17 protein-coding genes are annotated in these 20,886 nt (G+C 73.3%); 8 read left to right on the top strand and 9 right to left on the bottom strand.

Annotated elements, in window-relative coordinates; all coding sequences use genetic code 11:
* Positions 1–371 precede the first annotated feature (371 nt).
* Entirely contained in the window at positions 372–1,010 is a 639-nt protein-coding gene (locus BBK14_RS33040; RefSeq protein ID WP_071067063.1) for a hypothetical protein, read from the top strand.
* Here BBK14_RS33040 and BBK14_RS33035 read toward each other — a convergent pair.
* The 8 genes from BBK14_RS33035 to BBK14_RS33000 form a co-directional block, all read right to left on the bottom strand.
* A complete protein-coding gene (locus tag BBK14_RS33035; protein ID WP_420849211.1) occupies positions 956–1,396 on the bottom strand; it encodes a hypothetical protein in 441 nt (146 codons plus the stop codon). The two genes, BBK14_RS33040 and BBK14_RS33035, sit on opposite strands and share 55 nt — an antisense overlap.
* A gap of 374 nt (positions 1,397–1,770) precedes the next feature.
* The gene (locus BBK14_RS33030) at positions 1,771–2,988 is read right to left on the bottom strand and encodes an alpha/beta hydrolase family protein (protein WP_241832053.1); all 1,218 of its coding nucleotides are present in this window, start codon (positions 2,986–2,988) and stop codon (positions 1,771–1,773) included.
* Between the two features lie 84 nt (positions 2,989–3,072).
* The gene (locus tag BBK14_RS33025) at positions 3,073–5,130 is read right to left on the bottom strand and encodes an EAL domain-containing protein (RefSeq protein ID WP_071067060.1); all 2,058 of its coding nucleotides are present in this window, start codon (positions 5,128–5,130) and stop codon (positions 3,073–3,075) included.
* 65 nt (positions 5,131–5,195) lie between these two features.
* On the bottom strand, positions 5,196–6,617 hold the full coding sequence (locus BBK14_RS33020) for an amidohydrolase family protein (protein WP_071067059.1): 1,422 nt from the start codon (positions 6,615–6,617) through the stop codon (positions 5,196–5,198).
* Positions 6,614–7,798, bottom strand: a complete 1,185-nt coding sequence (locus tag BBK14_RS33015; RefSeq protein WP_071067058.1) for a hypothetical protein — start codon at positions 7,796–7,798, stop codon at positions 6,614–6,616. Before BBK14_RS33015 ends, BBK14_RS33020 begins: the two co-directional genes overlap by 4 nt.
* A 186-nt stretch (positions 7,799–7,984) precedes the next feature.
* Positions 7,985–8,848 carry an ABC transporter permease gene (locus BBK14_RS33010; RefSeq protein WP_071067057.1) on the bottom strand — a complete coding sequence of 288 codons (864 nt, stop codon included), beginning with the start codon at positions 8,846–8,848 and terminating at the stop codon, positions 7,985–7,987.
* A complete protein-coding gene (locus tag BBK14_RS33005; RefSeq protein ID WP_083391417.1) occupies positions 8,845–9,618 on the bottom strand; it encodes an ABC transporter ATP-binding protein in 774 nt (257 codons plus the stop codon). Before BBK14_RS33005 ends, BBK14_RS33010 begins: the two co-directional genes overlap by 4 nt.
* Before the next feature lie 3 nt (positions 9,619–9,621).
* Positions 9,622–10,980 (bottom strand): ABC transporter substrate-binding protein, encoded by a 1,359-nt coding sequence (locus BBK14_RS33000; protein WP_071067055.1) that lies wholly within the window; start codon positions 10,978–10,980, stop codon positions 9,622–9,624.
* Positions 10,981–11,389: 409 nt separating this feature from the next.
* Here BBK14_RS33000 and BBK14_RS32995 point away from each other — a divergent pair, with 409 nt between their 5' ends.
* From BBK14_RS32995 to BBK14_RS32985, 3 genes are read left to right on the top strand one after another with little or no spacing between them, the layout of a single operon-like run.
* Positions 11,390–15,046, top strand: coding sequence for a sensor histidine kinase (locus BBK14_RS32995; RefSeq protein ID WP_071067054.1), 3,657 nt, complete (start codon positions 11,390–11,392; stop codon positions 15,044–15,046).
* Positions 15,043–15,459 (top strand): roadblock/LC7 domain-containing protein, encoded by a 417-nt coding sequence (locus tag BBK14_RS32990; RefSeq protein ID WP_071067053.1) that lies wholly within the window; start codon positions 15,043–15,045, stop codon positions 15,457–15,459. Before BBK14_RS32995 ends, BBK14_RS32990 begins: the two co-directional genes overlap by 4 nt.
* Before the next feature lie 21 nt (positions 15,460–15,480).
* Positions 15,481–15,840 (top strand): DUF742 domain-containing protein, encoded by a 360-nt coding sequence (locus BBK14_RS32985; RefSeq protein ID WP_071067052.1) that lies wholly within the window; start codon positions 15,481–15,483, stop codon positions 15,838–15,840.
* Positions 15,841–16,015: 175 nt separating this feature from the next.
* Here the strand turns inward: BBK14_RS32985 and BBK14_RS32980 are convergent, their stop codons facing one another.
* Entirely contained in the window at positions 16,016–16,606 is a 591-nt protein-coding gene (locus BBK14_RS32980; protein ID WP_071067051.1) for a pyridoxamine 5'-phosphate oxidase family protein, read from the bottom strand.
* Between the two features lie 103 nt (positions 16,607–16,709).
* Between BBK14_RS32980 and modA the strand changes: the two genes are divergently transcribed.
* The 4 genes from modA (at position 16,710) to BBK14_RS32960 (ending at position 20,334) form a co-directional block, all read left to right on the top strand.
* Positions 16,710–17,534, top strand: coding sequence for a molybdate ABC transporter substrate-binding protein (modA, locus tag BBK14_RS32975; RefSeq protein WP_071067065.1), 825 nt, complete (start codon positions 16,710–16,712; stop codon positions 17,532–17,534).
* The gene (locus tag BBK14_RS32970; protein ID WP_116430207.1) at positions 17,531–18,478 is read left to right on the top strand and encodes an ABC transporter permease; all 948 of its coding nucleotides are present in this window, start codon (positions 17,531–17,533) and stop codon (positions 18,476–18,478) included. The genes modA and BBK14_RS32970 overlap by 4 nt, the downstream gene beginning before the upstream one ends.
* Positions 18,475–19,632, top strand: coding sequence for an ABC transporter ATP-binding protein (locus BBK14_RS32965; RefSeq protein ID WP_071067050.1), 1,158 nt, complete (start codon positions 18,475–18,477; stop codon positions 19,630–19,632). The genes BBK14_RS32970 and BBK14_RS32965 overlap by 4 nt, the downstream gene beginning before the upstream one ends.
* 450 nt (positions 19,633–20,082) lie before the next feature.
* Positions 20,083–20,334 (top strand): hypothetical protein, encoded by a 252-nt coding sequence (locus BBK14_RS32960; protein ID WP_071067049.1) that lies wholly within the window; start codon positions 20,083–20,085, stop codon positions 20,332–20,334.
* The last annotated feature ends 552 nt before the right edge of the window (positions 20,335–20,886 follow it).

Here is a 20,886-nt window from a genome sequence, read left to right as displayed (position 1 = left end):
CCCGCCACGACACCGACGCCGCCGAAGCCCACTGGCGCACCCACATCGCCACCACACCCAGCCAGCCACCCAGCACCGTCATCGACCTGCTCGGCGAATAGGCACCGGCGGACAGAGACCGACAGACAGGCACCAACGGACAAGCACCTCGGTGGGCCCGGCGTGCCCTCGCGTCACCACGCAGGGCACGCCGGTGGGCACACGACGTCGCACAGGCGGAACCGAGGGCGACCAGCCGGGAACAGAATCGGCTTTGCCGGCACGAAAAACGGCTCGGCTGGCACAGAAGGGTGGGGTCGGAAACACGAACGACCCCAACCTTTCACCAACGCTGGTGGTGGCATGGCGCACGCCACGTTACGGTGTGCGCCATGCCGCTGTCGGGACTCGCCTGGCAGACTCTCCCGGATGCGGGGGCGTTGGCCCTGGTCGACACAAGTTCACGGCGGGCTGCAGCACTTGCCCGTCCCCATCCCAACGAGCTCCCCATGATTGACGTGGTCGACGTCGAACGCCTTGTCGTGGCGTGGCTGTCGCCACACACCCGGTATGCCGCCGAACAACACCTGGCCGAACGGGCCGATGACGATCCACACCGAACGATGGGGGCGTTGTGCTGGCTGCTCGCCATGTGGACGGTCACGATCCACCTGYGCACCGGGCAGTCCCCGTCCGCGGTGATCTCCGCGATGTCCTACCGGACGGTGTGGCGCAGCCCGGAGGCGCCGGAGTCGGAACGGGTCTGGGAGATCCTCACCGACCGGATCAGGCTCGGCACCCTGGCCGCCCTGACCGCGGACCGTGACACCGCCGTCGAGTTCCACTCACGCGTCGACAACCCGCGCGGGCTGGCGCCCGTGCTGCTGCGCCACGCACTCGGCGTGATGGCGGGTGTCGTCGACGACATGAACATCATCGGCGTGGACCCGCAGGACATGGCGGGCACCCTCGCGCTCTACACGATCGACCCGGACGGGCCGACCGTGCCGTGCTTCCGACCGCTCACCTGAACGGACAGGGCGCGCGCCGCGCCGCCCCGGGCGACCATCCGCGCGGCGACGGATCCCGTGGTGACGCTCCACGACGGCCGGGCCGGCCGCCCGTTTCCTGTGCGGGCGGCGCGCCCGCCACGGCCGCCCCGTGCCGCCACCGACCGCCAGCCGCCGGTGCGGGCAGCCCGGGGCGCCGGCTGCGCACCGGCGCCGTGCGGGCTCGCGGGCGGGGAGTCGATGTAGACCGCTCTCGTCATCCCGGCGTGGCCGTGGATGGCGAGCAGCGTCTCCATCGACGGATAGATCGCGACCGACCCGTGCTCGGAGTTCCACCACAGGACGCAGGTGCCATCGGGAGCCTGCGCCCCGAAGGCGACCGAACCCGTGCCGGACACTCCGGACACGTCGACATCACGCTCGAGATGAAACCGCCGTACCTGGCGAGCGGACATACTGGCCGACCTCCTCGCGGGTCACATCGCCGTGCCCCTGAGCGTTGCCCTACACCCCACCGGCGGCCACCCGGCCACCGGCTGGTCGGGCCACCGTAGCCGCCGGTGTCGGCGGCGGTCACCCGTTTCGCCGCGCCGGGCCGCGGCGCGCCCGCACGTGCAGGGCGTCGTCGCAGGTCACACGCGCACGCCCACCTGATCAGACCACAGCAGTGTCCACCCTGACAGCCCTGGCACACCATGGGCTCCCCAAGCTCCGCGGACGCCGTGGGCCCTGGCGGGCTCCGAAGGTACGGACCCCGAAGGCCCGCGGAGCCCGCGGGCGCTCAGCCGGCGGCGTGGAACAGCGCCTCGGGAAACCGGCGGGCGGCGGCCGGGGTGAGGAACGAGTCGTAGGTGGTGGCCCCGAGCAGCCGGCGCTCCAGGAACGCCACCGTGTAGTAGGTCGTCAGGCGGTGGGCGCGGTCGATGTCGACAGCCGGCGGCCGGCAGGTCACCTCCGCCGTCACCTCCAGCCGCACCCGCACGCCCTCGGGCACCGGGCGGTCGCGCACCGCCGCGGCCTGGGCGCAGATCTCGGTGAACGAGTTGTGCATCCCGCCCGTCACCGTGACCAGGTAGCGCGGGTGCGCGCCGTGGAGCCCGTCGAAGGTGCGCCCGGCGTTGCGCTCCACCGGCGCCGCCAGGTCGTCGCTGCCGCCGACGAGCAGCACCGGGACGCGCACCCGGTCGAGTTCCCGCTCCGGTACGACCTCGGTGGCCGGCGCGATCCCGACCACGGCCCGCACCCGCGGGTCGGCCGGCGCCCGCAGGAAGCCCACGGTCGAGACCGCCGAGGTCAGCCCGCCGAAGGAGAACCCGACGACGCCGACCTCGTCCGCGCGCACCATCCGCGACAGCGGGCAGTCCGGCTTCGTGAACGCGCTGATCACCGCCGAGACGTCGAGCAGCCGGTCGCTGGCGAGCTCGACGAGCGGGGCCTGCCGGCCCTCGGCCGCCTCGATCATGGTGTCGCCGGGATGGTCCGGCGCGGCCACGACGAAGCCGTGCGTCGCCAATGCCTCGGCCAGGTAGGCGAGCTGCACCCGGCTGCCGGCGCTGCCGTGCGATACGACCACGAGTGGGAAGCGGCCCGGCGCCACCGGTATCTCCTCGTGGGCCAGCGCCGACGACACGTCCACGCCCGGCGCCACCGGGTACCGCGCCACCGGGTACCGCGCGGCCGGGGGCAGCGCCACCGGGCCGAGGCGCGCTGGAGCGCCCGGGTACCAGACCGAGGTGGTCAGCAGCCGGCCCGGGCGCCCCGGATCCGAGACGGTCAGGGTCTGGTAGCCGGCGGTGAACGGGCCCGGCTCATCGGGCGCCGCGGGCGGTGCCACGCCGGTGGACCCGCCGGCCAGGACCACGCCTGCCCGGGCCGGGCCGGCGGACGGCGGGCCGGACAGGCAGAGGAGCAGCCCCAGAAGCAGGGCGGCCACCAGCAGGGCACGCGGCACGACCGCGCCGCTTCCGGCGCTTCCCACCATGCGGCTGACACTACGCACAGTGACAGCACCTGGTGCGCGGCGCGGCCCTTCTAAGCCGCATCGCCCCGTCTGCCCGGCGTGCGGCCGCTCAGAGGACAGCCGTCACCGCCGGTTGCCGAGGCTCATCACCGTCGTGACGTCGTCGCCGTCCGGGCCGCCGAGCAGCTCGGTGAGGCGGCGCGGGCGGCCGACGTGATAGCCCTGCGCCAGGCCCACACCAAGGTCGAGCAGCACCTGCGGCAGCGACGCGCGGTCCACCCCCTCGGCGATGACCAGCATGCCGGCCGTCCGCGCGATCTGGACGACCGCCTCCACCAGGGAGCGGTCGCGCGGGTTCGCGTCGGCGTTGCGGACGACGTTCGCGTCGATCTTCACGGCCCACAGCGGGAGGTTGCGCAGCGCGACGACCGCGCCCGTCTGCATCCCGAAGTCGTCCAGCAGGACGGGGCAGCCGGCGGCGCCGAGCTGCTCGGCGAGCCGCCGGGCCGCGTCCGGACTGGCCACCGCCGCGCTCTCGGAGATCTCCAGGCCCAGCCGGGAGGGGTCGACGCGGCCGTCCCGCAGGGTGGAGAGCACGAAGTCACCGAAGGCGGGGTCGTGCAGGGACCGCGCGGCCAGGTTGACGTACAGCCGGCCCGGCACGCCGCTGACCAGGGCGTTGACCGCCCGGAGGACGACCCACYGGTCGAGGTGCAGGCCCAGGTCGGTGTGCTCGGCCGCCGCGAGGAAGCCCCGCGGCCCGAGCTCGGGCCACACGCCGTCCCGCAGCCGGGAGAGCAGCTCGAAGCCGACCACCTCGCGGCTGGCGAGATCGACGAGGGGCAGCACGTCCAGCGACATCTGCCCGCTGTCGAGCGCGGCGGCGACCCGGCTGGTCACCGTCACCCGCAGCGCGGCCTCGTCGTACTGCTCCCGGGTGAACAGCCGGGCCCGGTTGCGCCCGGCCCGCTTCGCCTCCCGCAGTGCGAGATCCGCCCAGGCGAACGCGGCCTCGCTGCCGGCCGCCAGGTCCAGCGGGACGACGCCGATGCTGACCGTGGCCCGGGCCGGGAGCTCGCCGGGCGCGACGGGCCTGGTGGCGAGCGCGGCACACAGCCGCTCGGCGACGGCCAGCCCCTCGCCGCCGCCACCGGTGGGCAGGAGGACGGCGAACTCATCCCCGCCGAGCCGGCCGAGCATCGCCTCGGGCAGCTCGGCGCGCAGGCTGTGGGCGAGCCCGCGCAGGACGGCGTCGCCCGCGGTGTGGCCCTGCAGGTCGTTGACGTCGGCGAGGTGGTCGACGTCGAGCAGCAGCAGGCAGCCCGGTGGGCCCGCCGGGCCCGAGGTCTCCGCCTCGACCGCCGTGCCGGCGGCGGCGGCGGTTGCCGCGGCCGCGATACGGCCGTCCAGCTCCTCGGCCATGGCGTACCGGGTGGCGAACCCGGTGAGCGGGTCGACGGCGGGGGCGGCCGGAAGTGCGCCGCCGGCCGCGTGGTCGACGCCGTGGTCGACGCCGTGGTCGGTGACGTGGTCGAGGGCGTTGTCCGGGTGGTCGAGGGCGTACCCGGCATCCGCCGCTTCGGGGCCGCCGCCGGGCTGGGCCGGGGACGGCGCCTCGGTGCCCGCGGCCAGCACGATCGCCGCCGCGGCGTCGAGCCAGGCGGCGTCCTCGGGATCGAGGCCGCCCGCCGCGTCGGTGTCCCGGCCGCCGGCGGCCGGGCCGGAGGACCCGGCGGGTGGGAGATCCTCCGCGAGGCCGGAGTCGGCGGGCGCCGGGCGCTGGCCGGCCGCCAGGGCGGCCAGGGCGGCCTCGGTGGCGGCGACCTCGGCGGCCCGCGCGGCGTCGGCGGCCTCGCCGGTGAGGTCGACGATCTCGAAGAGCAGCAGCTCCGAGGGCTGCCCGGCGCTCATGTCGCGGCAGCTGATGCGCAGCCGGCGCGGCTCGCCGTCGGTGCCGGCCCAGTCGAGGACGGCGGGCGGGGCCGCCGGATGCAGCCCGGTCAGCGGCAGGCCGGCCTCGGCGACCGCGAGCCGCGCCTCGAACGGCGAGTCGGGGTTCCGCGTCCCGGTGACGAGGTCGACGAGGGCGTCGTTGACCCACGCCACCCGGCCGTCCGCAGTGACGATCAGCATGCCGACAGAGGAAGCCGCCGCGGCCAGCCCCGCAACCCCAGCGATCACCGCACCTCCCGCACCGCGCCGCCCGGAGTGCGCAGTCTAATGTCCGAAAGGACCCCAACCGTCGTTCACCGCGCCGCGCCGGGCACTACTTCCACTGGCGGGCCGGCCGCGGCGGAGCGCAGCTCGGAGTCCAGCCCGGCCCGGCTGGCGAGCTCGACGGCCAGCTCACGCGCCCACGGCAGGACCGGCCCGAGATCGACGGTGGCCAGTCGCCCGTCGACGACGACCCGCTCACCGGCCACCCACACCCCGGTGACGTCCCGCGGGGAGGCACAGTAGACGACCGCCTGGTAGGGGTCGTGCACGAGTGCCAGCGACGGGCTCGCCTCGGCGAGGTAGACCAGGTCGGCGGCCTTGCCGACCTCCAGGGAGCCGACCTCGTCGGCGAGCCCGAGCGCCCGCGCACCCTCGATGGTCGCCATCCGCAGCACCGTCGGCGCCGTCAGGGCCGTCGCCTGCAGGTGGTGCACCTTCTGCAGCAGGGCGGCGATTTTCATCGTCTCCAGCATGTTCTGGCTGTCGTTGCTCGCCGCGCCGTCCACGCCGAGCGCGACGGTGAGCCCGTCGCGCAGCAGCCGCGGGACCTGGCACACCCCGCTGGCGAGGATCATGTTCGAGACGGGGCAGTGCGCGACCGCGACCCGGTGCCGGCGCAGCAGTTCTACGTCGGTGTCGTCGAGCCACACGCAGTGCGCGGCCACGACCTGCGCGTCGAGCAGCCCGCGCCGCGCGGCGAACTCGATCGACCCGGTGCCGCGCGTCGTCCGCGACGCGGTCACCTCCTCGCGGATCTCGTGCAGGTGGACGTGCAGCCGGCCGGTCTCCGCGACCAGCCGGGCCGTCTCGTCGAGCAGTTCGTCGCTGCTCGACGGCACGGTCGCCAGGCCCACCCGGAAGGTGGTGCGGCGCGAGTTGCGGGCCGCGTCGGCGAGCGCGGCGTGCTCGGCGAGGACGGCCGCGACCGGCCGGGGGTTCGCCGAGTCCGCCGGGCCGAACGACACATCGCCGCGCAGGCCGACGGCGTCGAGGGCGTCGACCACCCCGGGGGTGACCGGGGTGGTCCCGGCCGCCGAGCAGAACATGTCGGCGACCGTCGTCACCCCGGAACAGGCCAGCTCGGCCGCCTTGAGCAGCGTCCCGACGTAGGCCATGTCCCGGGTGAGGTGCCCCTCGATGGGCTCGACGACGCGGACGAACCACTCCCACAGCGTGTGCGTCTCACCGATGCCGGTGACGAGCCCTTCGGAGAAGTGGCCGTGCGCACTGACCAGCCCCGGGATCAGGATCCCGCCGCCGTCCCCGACCACCGGCAGGTCCGCGAACCGCGCCCGGACGTCCGCCGTGGTGTCGACGGCGGCGATCCGCCCGCCGACGACGGCGACCGCGGCGTCCCGCAGGTGGCCGCGAGGCCCCATGGTCAGGACGTGCCGGGCCCGCACGACGAAGTCGGCGGGCAGCGGAGCGGGACCCGCCGGTGGTGGGGTCACTTGAGGCCGATCGAGGTGTCGATGAACTCGTTCGTGAACAGGTCACCGGGCGCCAGGCCGGCCTTGAGCTCCTTGCGCTGGCCGGTGAAGATCGGCTCGAGGATCTCGATCATCCGGGTCAGCCGGTCCTCCTCCATGTCGCCGACGGCCGCGTTCGGCCCGTTGGCGACCAGGCCACGCTCCTTCATCGTGGTGACGGCGAACTCGGCCAGGCCCGGCGAGTAGTTCCACACCGAGACGTCGTCGGCCTGCACGGCCTTGATGATGAGCGCGTTGGTCTCGGCCGGGTCGCTCACGAAGTCGACCTGCGACTGCTGAACGATCGGGATCAGCTTCTTCAGGCAGGGAGCGAGGGTCTCCTTGTCCCCGGTGCGGATCGACAGGGCCTGCCCGTACACCGGGTACCCGGTGTCGTTGATCAGCTGGAGGTCGACGTCGTAGCTGCGCCCGTCATCCAGCTCGTTCTTGTAGATGTAGGGCTCGGAGGTGGCGAACCCGCCCTGCGCGACGGCGCCGTCCTCGGTCACCCAGCGCGACGGGCCGCCGTCGTAACTGCCGTCGACCTGGGAGGCCCGCAGGATGCCCGCTCCGAGCAGGTACTGCATGTAGGTGTCGGTCTCGTAGTACAGGACCTTCGTGTCGGTCTGGCCGATGTCGACCAGGGTGTGGAAGTTCGGGTTCTTCGCCTTGTCCCACATGATCATGATGGGGCTGACCTCGAACGGGGCGAAGACGGCCGTGGTCGGCTGGCCCTTGGAGTTCTGGATCGCCTCGTCCGAGGAGACCAGGCCCAGGTCGATCTCCGGGTCGAGGTAGAGCTGGGAGCTGACCTGCTCGAAGCCGATGGCCGGCCCGCCGAAGCGCACCTCGACGTTGACACCGGTGTCCTTGCCCTGGGCGACCAACGAGCCGGAGATGCGCTTGCCACTGGTGTCGATCTTGGCGTCCGGGCCGATCAGCTCGTAGAGGAAGCCGTACTCGGACTCGGCGAACCAGTCGGTCTGGATCACCACGTTCTCCGGGCAGACCCCGGCGAGGTCGAGGGCGCCACCCGCCTCGGCCGCCGGCGCCCGCTCACCGCCGGAACTACTCTCGCCCGTCGTCGAGTCCCCGGAGCAGGCCGCCAGTGCCAGTGCCGCCGTCGCACCCAGGGCCACCACGCCCAGTTTTGTTCGTCTCATGTTCTCGCCTTTCAGGGAAGTGTGCGTTTCACGGGGTCCAGGAGGGCGCCGGCACAGTGGGAGACGGGCCGAATCCGGGCGCGGGCCGCCCGAATCCAGGGGCGGGCCGGACGAATCCGGGGCCGGTCCGCCCGCGCCGGAGCACGCGCACGCGGGGTCTCGCGCACACGGTGTACCGGCTGCGTCTCAGGGGATTTCGGAGCCGTACCAGGCCCCGGTGACAAGMCGCGACAGGTAGCCGAAGAAGACGAAGACGGCCACCCCGAGCAGCGACGCGAGAATGACCGCGCCGAGAAGCTGCTCCGTCATCAGCCGAGCCCGGTACAGATCTATCAGTACACCGATCCCTGGGTCACCCTGTTTGAAGAAGAAGTCGCCGACCACGGCACCGACCACGGCCAGGCCGGCCGACACCTGGAAACCCGAGAAGGTCGCCGGCAGCGCCGCGGGAAGCCGCAGCTTCACCAGCAGCACCCACCTCGGAACACGGTGCAACGCGAAGAGGTCCAGCATGCCGCGATCGACGGACTGCAACCCGAACAGCGTGCTGCTGATGATCGGGAAGAGGGCGATCAGCACGCAGACGATCACTCGGCTGACAAAGCCGTAGTGGAACCAGAAACCGATGAGCGGCACCATCGCGAGCGTCGGAATCGTCTGCAGGACCACGGCGTAYGGATACACCGAACGCTCGATCCAGCGCGCCTGGCTCATGAGGACGGCCAGCGCCATGCCGAGAACGATGGAGATCCCCAGGCCGGTCAGCGCGACCGAGGTGGACAGCCACAACGCGCGCAGCAGCTGTTCGAGGTTGTACCGGTCGAGGAAGGCGACGTCCACGACGGCGTGCGGCGGGGGCAGCAGGAACCGGCGCTTCGGGTCGAGCAGCACCAGGCTCACCAGGTACCAGACACCGATCATGAGCCCGAACATCGCCACGGGGCCGAGGACGTTCACCGACCGCCAGAACGGGCGGCGCCCGGCCCGTCCGGGGCCGGCGATCGCCGCGGGGGCGGTGGTGTCCTCGGGGGCGGTGGTGTCCGCGGTCATGCCGGCTCCACCGCGCGCAGCAGCCGCGAGACGCGGGCCGTCAGCCGGGTGAACTCGTCGGTGAAGCGGATGTCCGCCGGCCGCGGGTAGGGGAACGGGACGTCCAGCTCGGCGACGATCCGGCCCGGTCGGGGAGACATCACGATCACCTTCGTCGACAGGAACACCGCCTCGGCGACCGAGTGCGTCACGAAGACAGCCGCCCCGAAGCGGCCCAGGCCGAACAACCGGAGCAGCTCGTCGTTGAGCCGCTCGCGGGAGAGCTCGTCGAGGGCGCCGAACGGCTCGTCGAGCAGCAGCAGCTCCGGGGCGAGCACCAGTGAGCGGGCCAGCGAGACCCGCATCCGCATGCCGCCGGACAACGACCTCGGCCGGTGCCGCTCGAACCCGGCGAGACCCACCAGCTCGATGAGCTCGGCCGCGGTGGGCCGATAGGCGTCCCGGGGGACGCCGGTCACCTCGGCCAGCATCTCGACGTTGCGCCGCACGCTGCGCCAGGGCAGCAGCGTCGGGTCCTGGAAGACGTAGCTGATCCGGTCCGTCCCCCGGTCGACCGCGCCGACCGTGGCCTCGGTGAGGCCGGAGGCCAGCCGCAGCACCGTGCTCTTCCCGCAGCCCGAGGGGCCGACCAGGCTGACGAAGTCACCGCGGCTCACGGCCAGGTCGACACCGGTCAGGGCGGTCGTCCCGTCCGGGAAGCGCTTGCCGGCCGCCGTGAGCGTCAGCAGCGGCGCGGGGCCGGTGGGGGATGGTTCGCTCGGTGTCGACACCACTCATCCCTCGCTGCGGGCGTCGGCGCGGCCCGAGCCGGTTCCCGCGCCCCCGCTGGAGCCGGTGGTCGCGCCCGCGTCGGCGGGTCGGCCGCCGGGGTCCGTCGCCGGCCAGGCGAAGGCGGCCGTGGCGAGCTCCCGCGGGTAGACCACGGCGAACCGGCTGCCGGTGGCCTGCTCGACCACCGTCGCGGCCAGCGCGTTCTGGTGCGTCACGTCGAAGCGGACGCCCTCCCAGGGCATGACCGTCTCCGCGCCGGGCACGTTCGTCGCCACCAGCGCCGACCTGATCCGCTCCGGCTCGAGACCGCCCGCGGCGCCGATCGCCCGGGCCAGCACCATGACCGCCGTGTACGCGGCCGCGGCGGCCTCTGTCATCGGCCCGCCGTAGGCGCTCTGGTAGCGCTTCGACACCTGGGTCGCCAGCGGGTTCGCCTGCGCGACCAGCGACGACCACCCGACCTGCCGACTCACCCGCCCGTCGAGACCGGGCATCGAGGCCAGCGGCACCGCCTCCGCCGCGGCCCCGTATACGACGATCCCGGGCGGGGCGTAGCCGAGGCCGCTCAGCGCGTCGCCGAGCACACGGCCGGCACCGGGCAGCGCCCCGAAGAGCACCATGTCGGGCGCGGCGGCGCGGATCCTGCCCACCTCGTCGGTGAGGTCCCCGTCGGCCGGCGCGTAGCGCTCCTGCGCGACCAGCTGGACGTCGGTCTCCTCGGCCAGTTCCTGGAGCATGGCCTGCAGGTCGTGGCCTTCCGGCCGGTCGCCGTAAAGAACGGCCACCCGCCGACGGGCGACGCCGTCCCGTTCCGCGCCACGCAGCAGGGAAAGGAACGCGCCACCGAAGCTCCGCACGTCCGGACCGGAACGGAAGAACCAGCTCAGCCCACGTTCTGTTAGCGCACTCAACTGAACGTCACCGCTTACGAATGGTGTTCCGAGGCGTTCGGCGCGTTGGCTGGCATCCAGCGTCGCCTCGGCGTCGAACGCGCCGACCATGCCGGCGACACGCTCTTCGGCGACCAGGCGGTCTGTAGCATCAACCGCACGCTGCCGATCACTTTCTGTGTCCATTGTCACGATGGACAGCGAGGCGGCGCGGCTGGCGCCCCAGATGCCCGTCGAGGCGAGATCGGCGTCCGCGCCGGCATTGACGACCGAGGCGGCGAGATCCGCGCCGCGCTGAGCGTCCCGGCCGGCTTCCGCGTTCGCTCCGCCGAGCGGAGCCAACAGGCCGATCTTGACGATGCCGGAAACCCCGGTACCGTTGGAATTCGAATCCCCGGAGCAGCCGGTCGCCAGCAGCAGAACCGCTGCGATCGCAACGCTTAGGACGCGCGACCGCGACACGATGGCCATGGCTCGTCCCCCACGTCGTCATCTTCCAGGCGCACGTTCAGACACGCGGTACAGCGCTCCACGCGGTACAGCGGTCAGAGTACCGACGGCGCGGCGCCGACAAGGACCCGCGCAATGCGAGGCCACTCTAGCCAGTTCACCCCCCGACAAGAACAAYGGGAGGCGGATCAAGCCCCAACAAAGGAAGGTTCCTTCCGGCTCGCCCCCCTCGCATAGTGTCGACTGCACCGGGAAATACGATTTCCCGGCCGGCATGGTTGAACGTGCGTGGAGCCAGTAGGGCGCACGGACCCCGAGAGGTGGGCGACGTGGTATTGCTGCGCGGCGGAGGGCACGACGCGGCGGCGGTCTGCCGGCGGCTGTCGGGCCACCGGCCGACGCCGCCCACCACATCGGACGGGGGAGCACGATGACCGAGGCACCCGAGCTTTCCAGCCTTGGGCAGGCCGCCCCCGAGGCATCCGCGGCCCCGGGCACGCAGGGAGCGCAGGGCACCCCTGGGGCTCCCGGGTCCCGGGCCGACCGGCGCTCCCGGGCGCCTCATCGCGCCGGGTCCGGCAGGTCTCCGCGGACCGTCCGCCCCTCGGCGCGACGCCGGCGCGCCACCCGGCTGACCCGGGTCGCCCGGGCCGGCCGGCGGGATCTGGGCGGCCGGGTCGCCGACCTCCCGGTGCGTCGCCGGCTGCTGCTGTCGATCGCAATCCCCGCCGCGGCGTTCCTCAGCGTCGCCATCCTCGGCGCCGTCACCTGGATCTCCGACGCGGCGAGCTACGGCCGCGGTGTGCACGCGGCCACCCTGGGCCGCGACATCGCGGCAACGGTCCACGAGCTCCAGATGGAGCGGGACCTCACCGCCGGTTTCGTCGCCGGCGGGCGGCAGAACCGGCCGGACGGCGAGCAGTGGGTCAACCGGCTGGCGGCGCAGCACCGCTCGGTCGACGCGGCCGTCGCCACCGTGCGCGGCGCGCTGGCGAAGGCGTCCGACAACTTCGGCCCGGCCGCCGGCCCGGCTGCGCAGCGCGCGCTGCGCAGCCTCGACGAGCTGCCGCGCGCCCGCGCCGCGGCCGACGGCGCGGGCCTGCCCCTCGGGGCGGTGCTGAACCAGTACTCCACGACCATCGCCGACCTGCGGGAGGTCGACCGGCGGATCGGGCCGGACCGGGTCGACGGCGACCTCGGCTACACGACGACGGTGCTGCGCGACCTGTCCGAGGTGAAGGAGGTCGAGTCGCAGGTCCGGGCCGAGCTCTACGCCGTCGCCCAGGTCGGGCACTTCGACACCGGGCAGGCCGACGCGCTCTCGAGCCTGCTGGCGCAGACCGACGCCGCGCGCGCGGCGTTCCGGGACGTCGCCGACGCCGACGACCGCGCCCGCTACGACCGGGTGGTCAACGGCCAGGCGGTGCTCACCGTCGAACGGATCTCCGACCGAGCCATCAGCCGCCAGCACCTGCTCGACCTCGACGTCGACCCGGAGCAGTGGTTCGCCGCCAGCACCACCCACATCGAGCTGCTGCGCACCGTCGAGTCGGGGCTGTCGCAGAACGTCATCGACGAGGCCGACAAGCTGCGCGCGGACGCCTGGGCGCGCACGGCGCTCATCGGCGGTTTCATCATCGCGATCACGCTGGCCGCGGTGCTGCTGACCATGGCGATCGCCGCCACGATGACCCGTCCGCTGCGGGCACTGCGCGACGGCGCGCACGACGTCGCGCACGAGCGGCTGCCGCGCATCATCGAGCAGCTGCAGACCGCCGGCGCGGGCCAGGTCGACACCAGGATCCACTCCATCGGCATCCGGTCGAAGGACGAGATCGGCGAGGTGGCCCGGACGTTCGACGACCTCCAGCGGGAGGCGGTGCGGCTGGCCGCCGAGCAGGCCGTTCTGCGGCGCAGCGTCAACACGCTGTTCCTGAGCCTGTCCCGCCGCAGCCAGAGCCTCATCGAGCGCCAGCTCGCCCTCATCGACCGGCTGGAACGGGCCGAGGAGAACCCCGCGCAGCTCGAGAACCTGTTCCGGCTCGACCACCTGGCCACCCGGATGCGGCGCAACAGCGAGAACCTGCTCGTCCTGGCCGGCACCGGGCCCGGCCGGCGCCGCGCGACCCCGGTGTCGATCGCCGCCGTCCTCCAGGCCGCCGTCGGCGAGATCGAGCAGTACCAGCGGATCCAGATCGTCGAGGTGGTCGACGCCCGCATCACGGCCGGCGCGGTGAACCACGTCGTGCACCTCATCGCCGAGCTGCTGGAGAACGCCGCGCAGTTCTCGCCGCCGCATCGGCCGGTGGAGGTCGTGGCGCGCCGCTCCCCCGACGGCGGGATGGTGGTCTCGATCACCGACCGCGGCCTGGGGATGCCCCCGGCGGAGATCGCCGCCGCCAACGAGCGGCTTGCCCACCCGCCGCTGTTCGACTTCTCCATCGCCGAGCGGCTCGGCCTGTTCGTCGTCGCCCGGCTCGCCGAGCGGCACGAGATCAGCGTTCGGCTCGACGCGGCGTCGGGCGGTGGGGTGCAGGCGCTGGTCGGCCTGCCGGCGAACCTGCTGGCGAGCGCGGCCGTCCCGCGGCACGGCGAGGAAACCGGCGCACCGCGCGGCGGCGCGGCGCTCGCGGCAGGCGTTCGGGGACAGCCGCTGGCGCTGTCCCCGAACAGGAACGGCCCGAGCGCGCCAGCGTCACTGAACGGCCACGGCCACGGTGCCGGTGCCGGTGCCGCCGGCCAGGTGCACCCGGGCGTACCTGGCCCACTCCCCCAGCGGCCCCGCATGGCGTCCTTCGACTCAAGCGAACGCGGCGGGACGACCGATGAGTTCAACCGTCTCCTCGCGCTGAACGGGCTCACCGACAGGCCTGCGGGGATGCCGGCCGACCCCTTCACCCAGCCGCCCGCGGCGGCGGCCCCGCTCCCACCCCCCGCGCCAGCCGCGCCAGCCGCGCCTCCGGAGGTTCCGGCACAGCCGGCGCCTCGCTCCCCGGCCACCCGGACGCCGGCGTCGCATGGCCTGGCTCCGCTGCCCCCGGTGGTGCCGAACCCGCCTGTGGTCCCGTGGTTCAAGCCCCGCGGGACGGCGTCCAAGGCCGAGGGTGGCACCCCGGGCACAGCCGCCGCCTCCGCCGCGGCCGCAGCGGCGACGGGTGCATCCGCCGGCGCCGCGGGCGAGTCGGACCTGCCGCCGATCGAGGAGGTCGTGGCCGGCCGCGCCCGCGAGCGCGAACGGGCCGCGCCGGACCCGGTCACCGCCGGCCCGCCCCCGCCTGACTCGTCTGTTCCTGGCGAACCCTCGCCCGGCTCGTCCGCATCCGGCTCGATCACGCCGGACCCGCTGGTGCCGGACCCGGTGGGCGGTTCCGCGGCACCGCTCCCGCCCGAACCGCTCCCGCCCGAAGCGCCCGAGACACCGTTCACCTGGTTCGACCGGCCGGCGGCGGGCACGGGCACCCCGGCCGGCCCGCCCACGGTGCCCCCCGCGGCCGGCTTCGCGCCCACGCCGCCCACCCCCGCCGACCCGACGACGTCCATGCCCGCCGGAGCACTGCCCACCCGGCCCGCCGCGGCGCCGCTCCCGCCGCCCGTCCGCCCGGTGGTTCCGGGTGCCACCGACCGCGTGGTGCGCAGCGGAGCCGGGTGGACGGTCGCGGGCGGCGCCGCGTCCACGGGCCCGATCCCACGGCTGCAGGGCCCGCCGGAGCGGGTCGATCCCGCCGCGCTGCCAACCACCCGGGCGGGGCTGCCGATGCGCGTCCCAGCGGCCGGTGGCCCCCGGTCCGGCGGCACGGGGGCGGAGTACATCCCGGGCCCGGCGGGACGGGGCAGCACGCCGGACCGCTCCGGCTGGGAGCAGCCCGCGCCCGAGGTGCGGCCGGAGTGGATCCGGGGCCGGCTCTCCCGGCTGTACGAAGGCGTGAACCACGCCCGCGACACCGATGCCACCGATGCCACCGATTCCCGTACCACCGACTCCCGCGGCCTCGGGGGGCCCGGCGCGTCCCCTCCGGTCGTGCCCCCCGGCGCGACCCGGGCCGAACGTCCGTTCGGCTCACCCCTCGATAGGCTGGAGGACGAGTGACCGAGACGATCCCCGACAGCCCGTCACTGGACTGGCTGATCAACAACTTCGTTGATCAGGTACCGGGCGTCGCCAACGCCATCGTCGCGTCGTCCGACGGGCATCTCCTCGCCGTCTGTGACGGTTTCCCACGGGAGCAGGCCGGCCAGCTCGGCACCATCGCCTCCGGTCTTTTCAGCCTCACCCTGGCGGCGGCCGAGTTCGTGGACGGGGGCTCCGTCACACAGACGATCGTGGAGATGGCCCAGGGCTCGATGCTGTTGATGGCCGTCGGCGACGGATCGTGCCTCGCCGTCCTCGCGAGCAACACCTGCGACATCGGACTGGTCGGCTACGAGATGACAGTGCTGGTCAAGCGCACCCGCGACGCCTTGACCCCGGCCAGACGCCACGAACCACCCGCGGGCCTCTAGCGGGACGGGAGCTCGCACCCGGTGACCGACGACTGGTCAGATCCATCCGGCGAACTCGTCCGGCCCTACACAGCCACCCGCGGGCGGGCTCACGCCAGCCGCCTGCTCGCACTCGAGGCGATGGTCTGCACGACCGCGCACGGGCGGCGCCGGCATCCGGAGCTGCTCCTCGACGAACGTTCGATCGTCGAGATGTGCCTGCGCCCGCAGTCCGTGATCGAGATCGCGGCGGAGCTGCGGCTACCGGTCGGCGTCGTGCGGGTGCTGGTGACGGACGCCGAGTCGGCGGGTCTGGTGGAGATCTCGCAGCTCGACACGACCGACGCGACCCAGGAGGTTGGGCTRCTCGGCCGGGTGCTCACCGGCCTGCGGCGCCTGTGACGCCTGTGGCGCCTGGGCTCCCGGGGATGTCGATGCCGTCTGGGACGTGCTGACCGGGACGTGCCACGCGGCACCGGTTCCCGACCCCATGTGTTACAGACTCATGACGGACAGGTAATTTCCCGAGAACCCGCGTGTTCCGCGACCACCCACACTCGGCACGGGCACGCGTGCCTCACACCGAGCCGAGGACCCGGGTCACCTCGATCTCCACCACGACCCGGTCGGGGTTCACGCGAGGGGTGCGGTACCGCTCGGCGTAACGGCGCTCCGCCTCGGCGACCGACGCGGGATCGTCCCGGACGACCGCCAACCCCTCAAGCGTCGACCACCGCCCGCCGTCGACCTGACACACCGCGACCGGCACACCGACCCGACCCGACGCCGCAACGGACGCACCGCCAACCGGCTCCACACCTCGGTCGGCCAGGGAGTTCCACAGCGGCCGACCAGGCATTTCTCCGTCAACAGAAGGCTTTTCGCCCGCGCCGGAAGTCGTGGGAGGAACCGCCGCGACCCGCGAGCCCGCGTCCGCCACCGCGACCCGCCCGGCTGCGTCCAGCCCGCCGCGCCCGGCCAGCAGCCTGACCTTGCGTGACCGGCGGGATGTGATCACTCTGGCGACACCGGCCTGCGCGTCCAGCGTGACGCCCACAGCGATGACGTGCGGCGTGCCGTCCAGGCGCACCGTCGTCAGGGTGCACAGATGCCGCTCACGCCAGAAGTCGAGGAACGCGGCGCCCCGGCCGCGCAGGTCGTTGGACACCCCTACACCCTCTCACCAGGCGCGACAGCGGTTACCTATCCGTAAACGCGGCACATACACCACTCAGAAACCGCGATTGCGGCTGTATCGTGCATCCGTGCCGATGATCCGAGCCTCTCGCGGGTCCACCCGCGTTTCGCGCCTCGCCGTTCCCCTCGTCCTCGTGCCCGTCCTCGCGCTCGTCGCCGCCGGCTGCGGGTCCGACGATGACACCGCGACCCCGGCCGCCACGACCACCGGTGCCGCGCCGGAATCCCACTCCATCACGGTCTTCGCCGCCGCGTCGCTCACCGAGACGTTCACCGAGCTCGGCAAGCAGTTCGAGGCCGCCCACCCGGGGACGAAGGTCGAGTTCTCCTTCGCGGCCAGCTCCGCGCTGGCGCAGCAGATCAACTCGGGTGCCCCGGCGGACGTCTTCGCCTCGGCGAGCCCGAAGAACATGACCGAGGTCGTGGACGCGGGCCACGCCAAGGACCCGACGACCTTCGCGACGAACTCACTCGAGATCGCGGTACCCAAGGACAACCCGGCCAGGATCGACGACATCGGCGACCTCGACACGCCCGGCGTGAAGGTCTCGCTGTGCGAGGCACAGGTGCCCTGCGGCGTCGCCGCCACCACGGTCCTCGACAAGGCGGGCGAGAAGGTCACCCCCGTCACCTACGGTCAGGACGTCAAGGCCGTGCTGACGTCCGTGCGCCTCGGTGAGGTGGACGCCGGCCTGGTGTACCGCACCGACGTGGCCGCCGCCGGCGCCGACGTGGTCGGCGTGGAGATCCCGGCGAACGTCAACGCGACGACCAGCTACCCGATCGCGGTGCTGACCGACTCCGACGAGGCCGAGACCGCGCAGCAGTTCGTCGACTCGCTGCTGTCCACCGAGGGCGCGAAGGTGCTCACCGAGGCGGGATTCGGTCCGCCGGCGTGACTCTGGGCCGTCCGGCACGGCAGGTGGCCGGTTCGACACCGCCCGTGCCTGCCGCGGTGACCGGTGGTGTCGAACCGGAGCTCCCCCGACGCGGCGACGGCGCCGGCCGGGGCCGGCGGGGCAGCCGGGGCGCGCGGCGCGAGGTGCGCGTCCGCGCTCCCTGGCCGCTCGCCGTGCCGGCGGCGCTCGCCACCGTGTTCCTCCTGCTGCCACTCGTCGCACTGATCATCAGGGCTCCCTGGGAGGCGCTGCCCGATCTGCTGAGCGATCCCTCGACCAGGCACGCGCTGTGGCTGTCGGTGCGCACCGCCACCGTGACGACCGTGCTCTGCGTCCTGTTCGGGGTGCCGCTGGCCTGGGCGCTGGCGCGGGGCTCATTCCCGGGGCGGGGCCTGCTGCGCGCGCTGGTCACCATCCCGCTGGTGCTGCCGCCGGTCGTCGGCGGCGTCTCGCTGCTGCTCGTGCTGGGCCGGCGCGGCCTCGTCGGCAACCGCCTCGACGACTGGTTCGGCGTCACGATCCCGTTCACGACCAACGCCGTGATCATCGCGCAGACCTTCGTCGCGCTGCCGTTCCTGGTGCTGTCGGTCGAGGGCGCCCTGAGCGCCGCCGACCGCCGCTTCGAGGACGCGGCGGCCACCCTCGGCGCCAGCCGGGCGACGGCCTTCTTCCGGGTGACCCTGCCGATGGTCGCGCCGGCGGTCGCCGCCGGCGCCGTGCTGAGCTGGGCGCGGGCCCTGGGCGAGTTCGGCGCGACGATCACCTTCGCCGGCAACTTCCCGAAGACCACCCAGACGATGCCCCTCTCGGTCTACCTGGCGATGGAGACCGACCCCGACGCCGCCGTGGCGCTGTCGCTGGTGCTGCTGGTGGTCAGCATCGTCGTCCTGGTCGCCCTGCGTGGCCACTGGTGGGACGCCCGACGAACGCAGCGCCTCGCATGACGGAGAAATCCACGGGCCTGGACGCCCGCATCGGCGTCGACCTGGGCACCCTGCGCCTCGACGCCGCGCTGACCGTCGCCCCCAGGCGCACGCTCGCCGTCCTCGGGCCCAACGGCGCCGGCAAGACCACGCTGCTGCGCGCGCTGGCCGGCCTCGTCCCGCTACGCCACGGGCAGATCACCCTGGACGGGACGGTGCTCGACGAGCCGGCCTCCGGGCGGTACGTCCCCCCGGAGCGGCGCGACGCCGGCTACGTCTTCCAGGACTACCTGCTCTTCCCGCATCTCAGCGCGGTCGACAACGTGGCGTTCGGGCCCCGGGTCCGCCACCGGACCCGGCGCGGCCCGGCCCGCGCGGCGGCGCTGGAATGGCTGGCCCGCCTGGGCCTGGCCGAGTTCGCGCACCTGCGCCCCGCCGCGCTGTCCGGCGGGCAGGCGCAACGGGTGGCACTCGCCCGGGCCCTCGCCCCCGGGCCCGGGATGCTGCTGCTCGACGAGCCCCTCTCCGCCCTGGACGCCGGCACCCGGCTCGAGGTCCGCGCCGAGATCCGCGCCCTGCTCCCCACCCTGGACGTCCCGGTCGTGATGGTCACCCACGACCCGGTGGACGCCCTGACCCTGGCCGACGAGGTGGCCGTCCTCGAGGGCGGCCGGGTGGTCCAACGAGGCGAGCCGGCCGAGGTGATCACGCGCCCGCGTACGCCGTACGTGGCCCGCCTCGCCGGCCTGAACCTCTACCCGGGAACCGCCGCGAACGGAACGGTCACCCTCGGCCCGACAGCCGGCGGCGACCCTCGCACCGCCGGTGCCGGGGGCGGCGGAGGTCTGCCGGGCGCACCGGTGCACGGGGCGCTCCGGGTGGCCCCGAACGCTCCGCCCGGAGCGGTGCTGGTCGCGTTGCGGCCCGCCGAGGTCGGCGTCCACCTGCGGGAGCCGCCGCCCGAGACCCGGGTGAACGTCCTGACCGGGCCGGTGGTCTCCGTCGAGGCGCTCGGCGACCAGGTCCGGGTGCTCGTCGCCAGCACCCCGGCCGTGCGGGCCGAGATCCCGGCCGCGCGGCTGGGCCTGCTCCGGCTGGTCCGCGGAACACCGGTCTGGCTCACGGTGCACGAGGACGCTCTCGATGTCTACCCCAGCGACGGCGCCACGATGTGATCCCCGCCCACAGCCGCAATTCCCGTCAATCAGACAAAAGCTCCGCACATCGGGCGGCCTGCTCGCCCTTTGATTTCCTTCTCACCCTTTCGGACCGGATTCGGCCGAGATCGGCCCCCGAAACAGCGAGGAAGAAACCAAAGGGCGAGTAACTGAGCCGAGTTTTCGGTCAGGTTGTGATCGGCCCCGGTAAACGGCGGGGTTTCGGTCGCGCCGGATGGCAGGGTCCGATGGCTCGGTGGGCCTGGGGCCGCTGCGTCTCGCGGCGAGGTGCCCCTGGTCGCGCCCTGCCATGCAACGACTGGAACCCTGCCAGTTACCGGGGGTGATCACACTTCATACCCCGGCCCTTCAGCATTACGTCCTGTGCGCCGAGCCTCCCCGTGTGTGTCACGGGCTGTCGGGTACCTCATTGCAATGATGTGTGTCAGGAAGGCCCTCGTCTGCGTCATGACAGCCGGCGTGCTTGGCGTCGGAACACCCACGGCGTTCGCTGCCAGCACCGGCCTGGACGCCGCCACCGCGGAAAGGATCATCAACGACGCCCAGGTTGCGGCACTGGACTACACCGGCGGCGGTCATGTCCAGAGCGTCAGCCTCGACCCCGACTACGTCACGGTCAGCGTTCTCAAACTCGACGGCGACGAAGCCACCATCACCATGAACCGGGACTACAGCATCCAATCCGTCTACATCAGCTGATCGGGCGGCCGTTGCTACGCGACGATCGTCGACAGCCCCCCGGGCCGGGGGCACGCCCGCGGGATCGTCCTCGGCTGACGCACCGCGGGCGGTGTAAGCGAGATCCCCGACAGGGCGGAAGTACGCTGCCCGTGGGCCCTGGGGCGTGCCGCCGAACCCCTTCCGTAGACCCCGCGTAGGGGGCTCCGAACGTCCTCCGGCTCTTGGAGCCGGAGGACGTTCGCCGGCCCGTGGTGGTACTGGTCAGGGGCAGTGCGGGGTCCTCCGCAGCTCGCCCAGACTCACCGCCGTAGAACGTGACGGAGCGTCGCTCCTTTTCAGGCGTCGCCGTATCTGGCCTCGCGTCGGTGGTGGTGGCCCGTCGCTGGTCCTGCGTCATCGGATCTGACCTGGTCGCCCGTCAGGAGAGTTGACACACAGCGCCACCCCGATGGTCAACGCGTTCCGAGGCGTGACGGCTCTCGGTGGTTGGCAGGGATCCGGTCGCGCTGTTCGGCGAGGGCAGTGCGACCTTCAAGACCGCCGGCCGAAGTGTGTGGCGGGGCGTGGCGG

The sequence above is a fragment of the Parafrankia soli genome, assembly GCF_001854695.1.
In the GTDB taxonomy this organism is placed as follows: domain Bacteria; phylum Actinomycetota; class Actinomycetes; order Frankiales; family Frankiaceae; genus Parafrankia; species Parafrankia soli.
This window is presented reverse-complemented; position numbering and strand designations above follow the sequence as displayed.

Coding starts and splice junctions, on each gene's coding strand:
- BBK14_RS32995 (WP_071067054.1), top strand. CDS start 11,390: ATGACCGAGGCACCCGAGCTTTCCAGCCTTGGGCAGGCCGCCCCCGAG.
- BBK14_RS32960 (WP_071067049.1), top strand. CDS start 20,083: ATGACAGCCGGCGTGCTTGGCGTCGGAACACCCACGGCGTTCGCTGCC.
- modA (WP_071067065.1), top strand. CDS start 16,710: ATGATCCGAGCCTCTCGCGGGTCCACCCGCGTTTCGCGCCTCGCCGTT.
- BBK14_RS32965 (WP_071067050.1), top strand. CDS start 18,475: ATGACGGAGAAATCCACGGGCCTGGACGCCCGCATCGGCGTCGACCTG.
- BBK14_RS33000 (WP_071067055.1), bottom strand. CDS start 10,980: ATGGCCATCGTGTCGCGGTCGCGCGTCCTAAGCGTTGCGATCGCAGCG.
- BBK14_RS33015 (WP_071067058.1), bottom strand. CDS start 7,798: ATGAGACGAACAAAACTGGGCGTGGTGGCCCTGGGTGCGACGGCGGCA.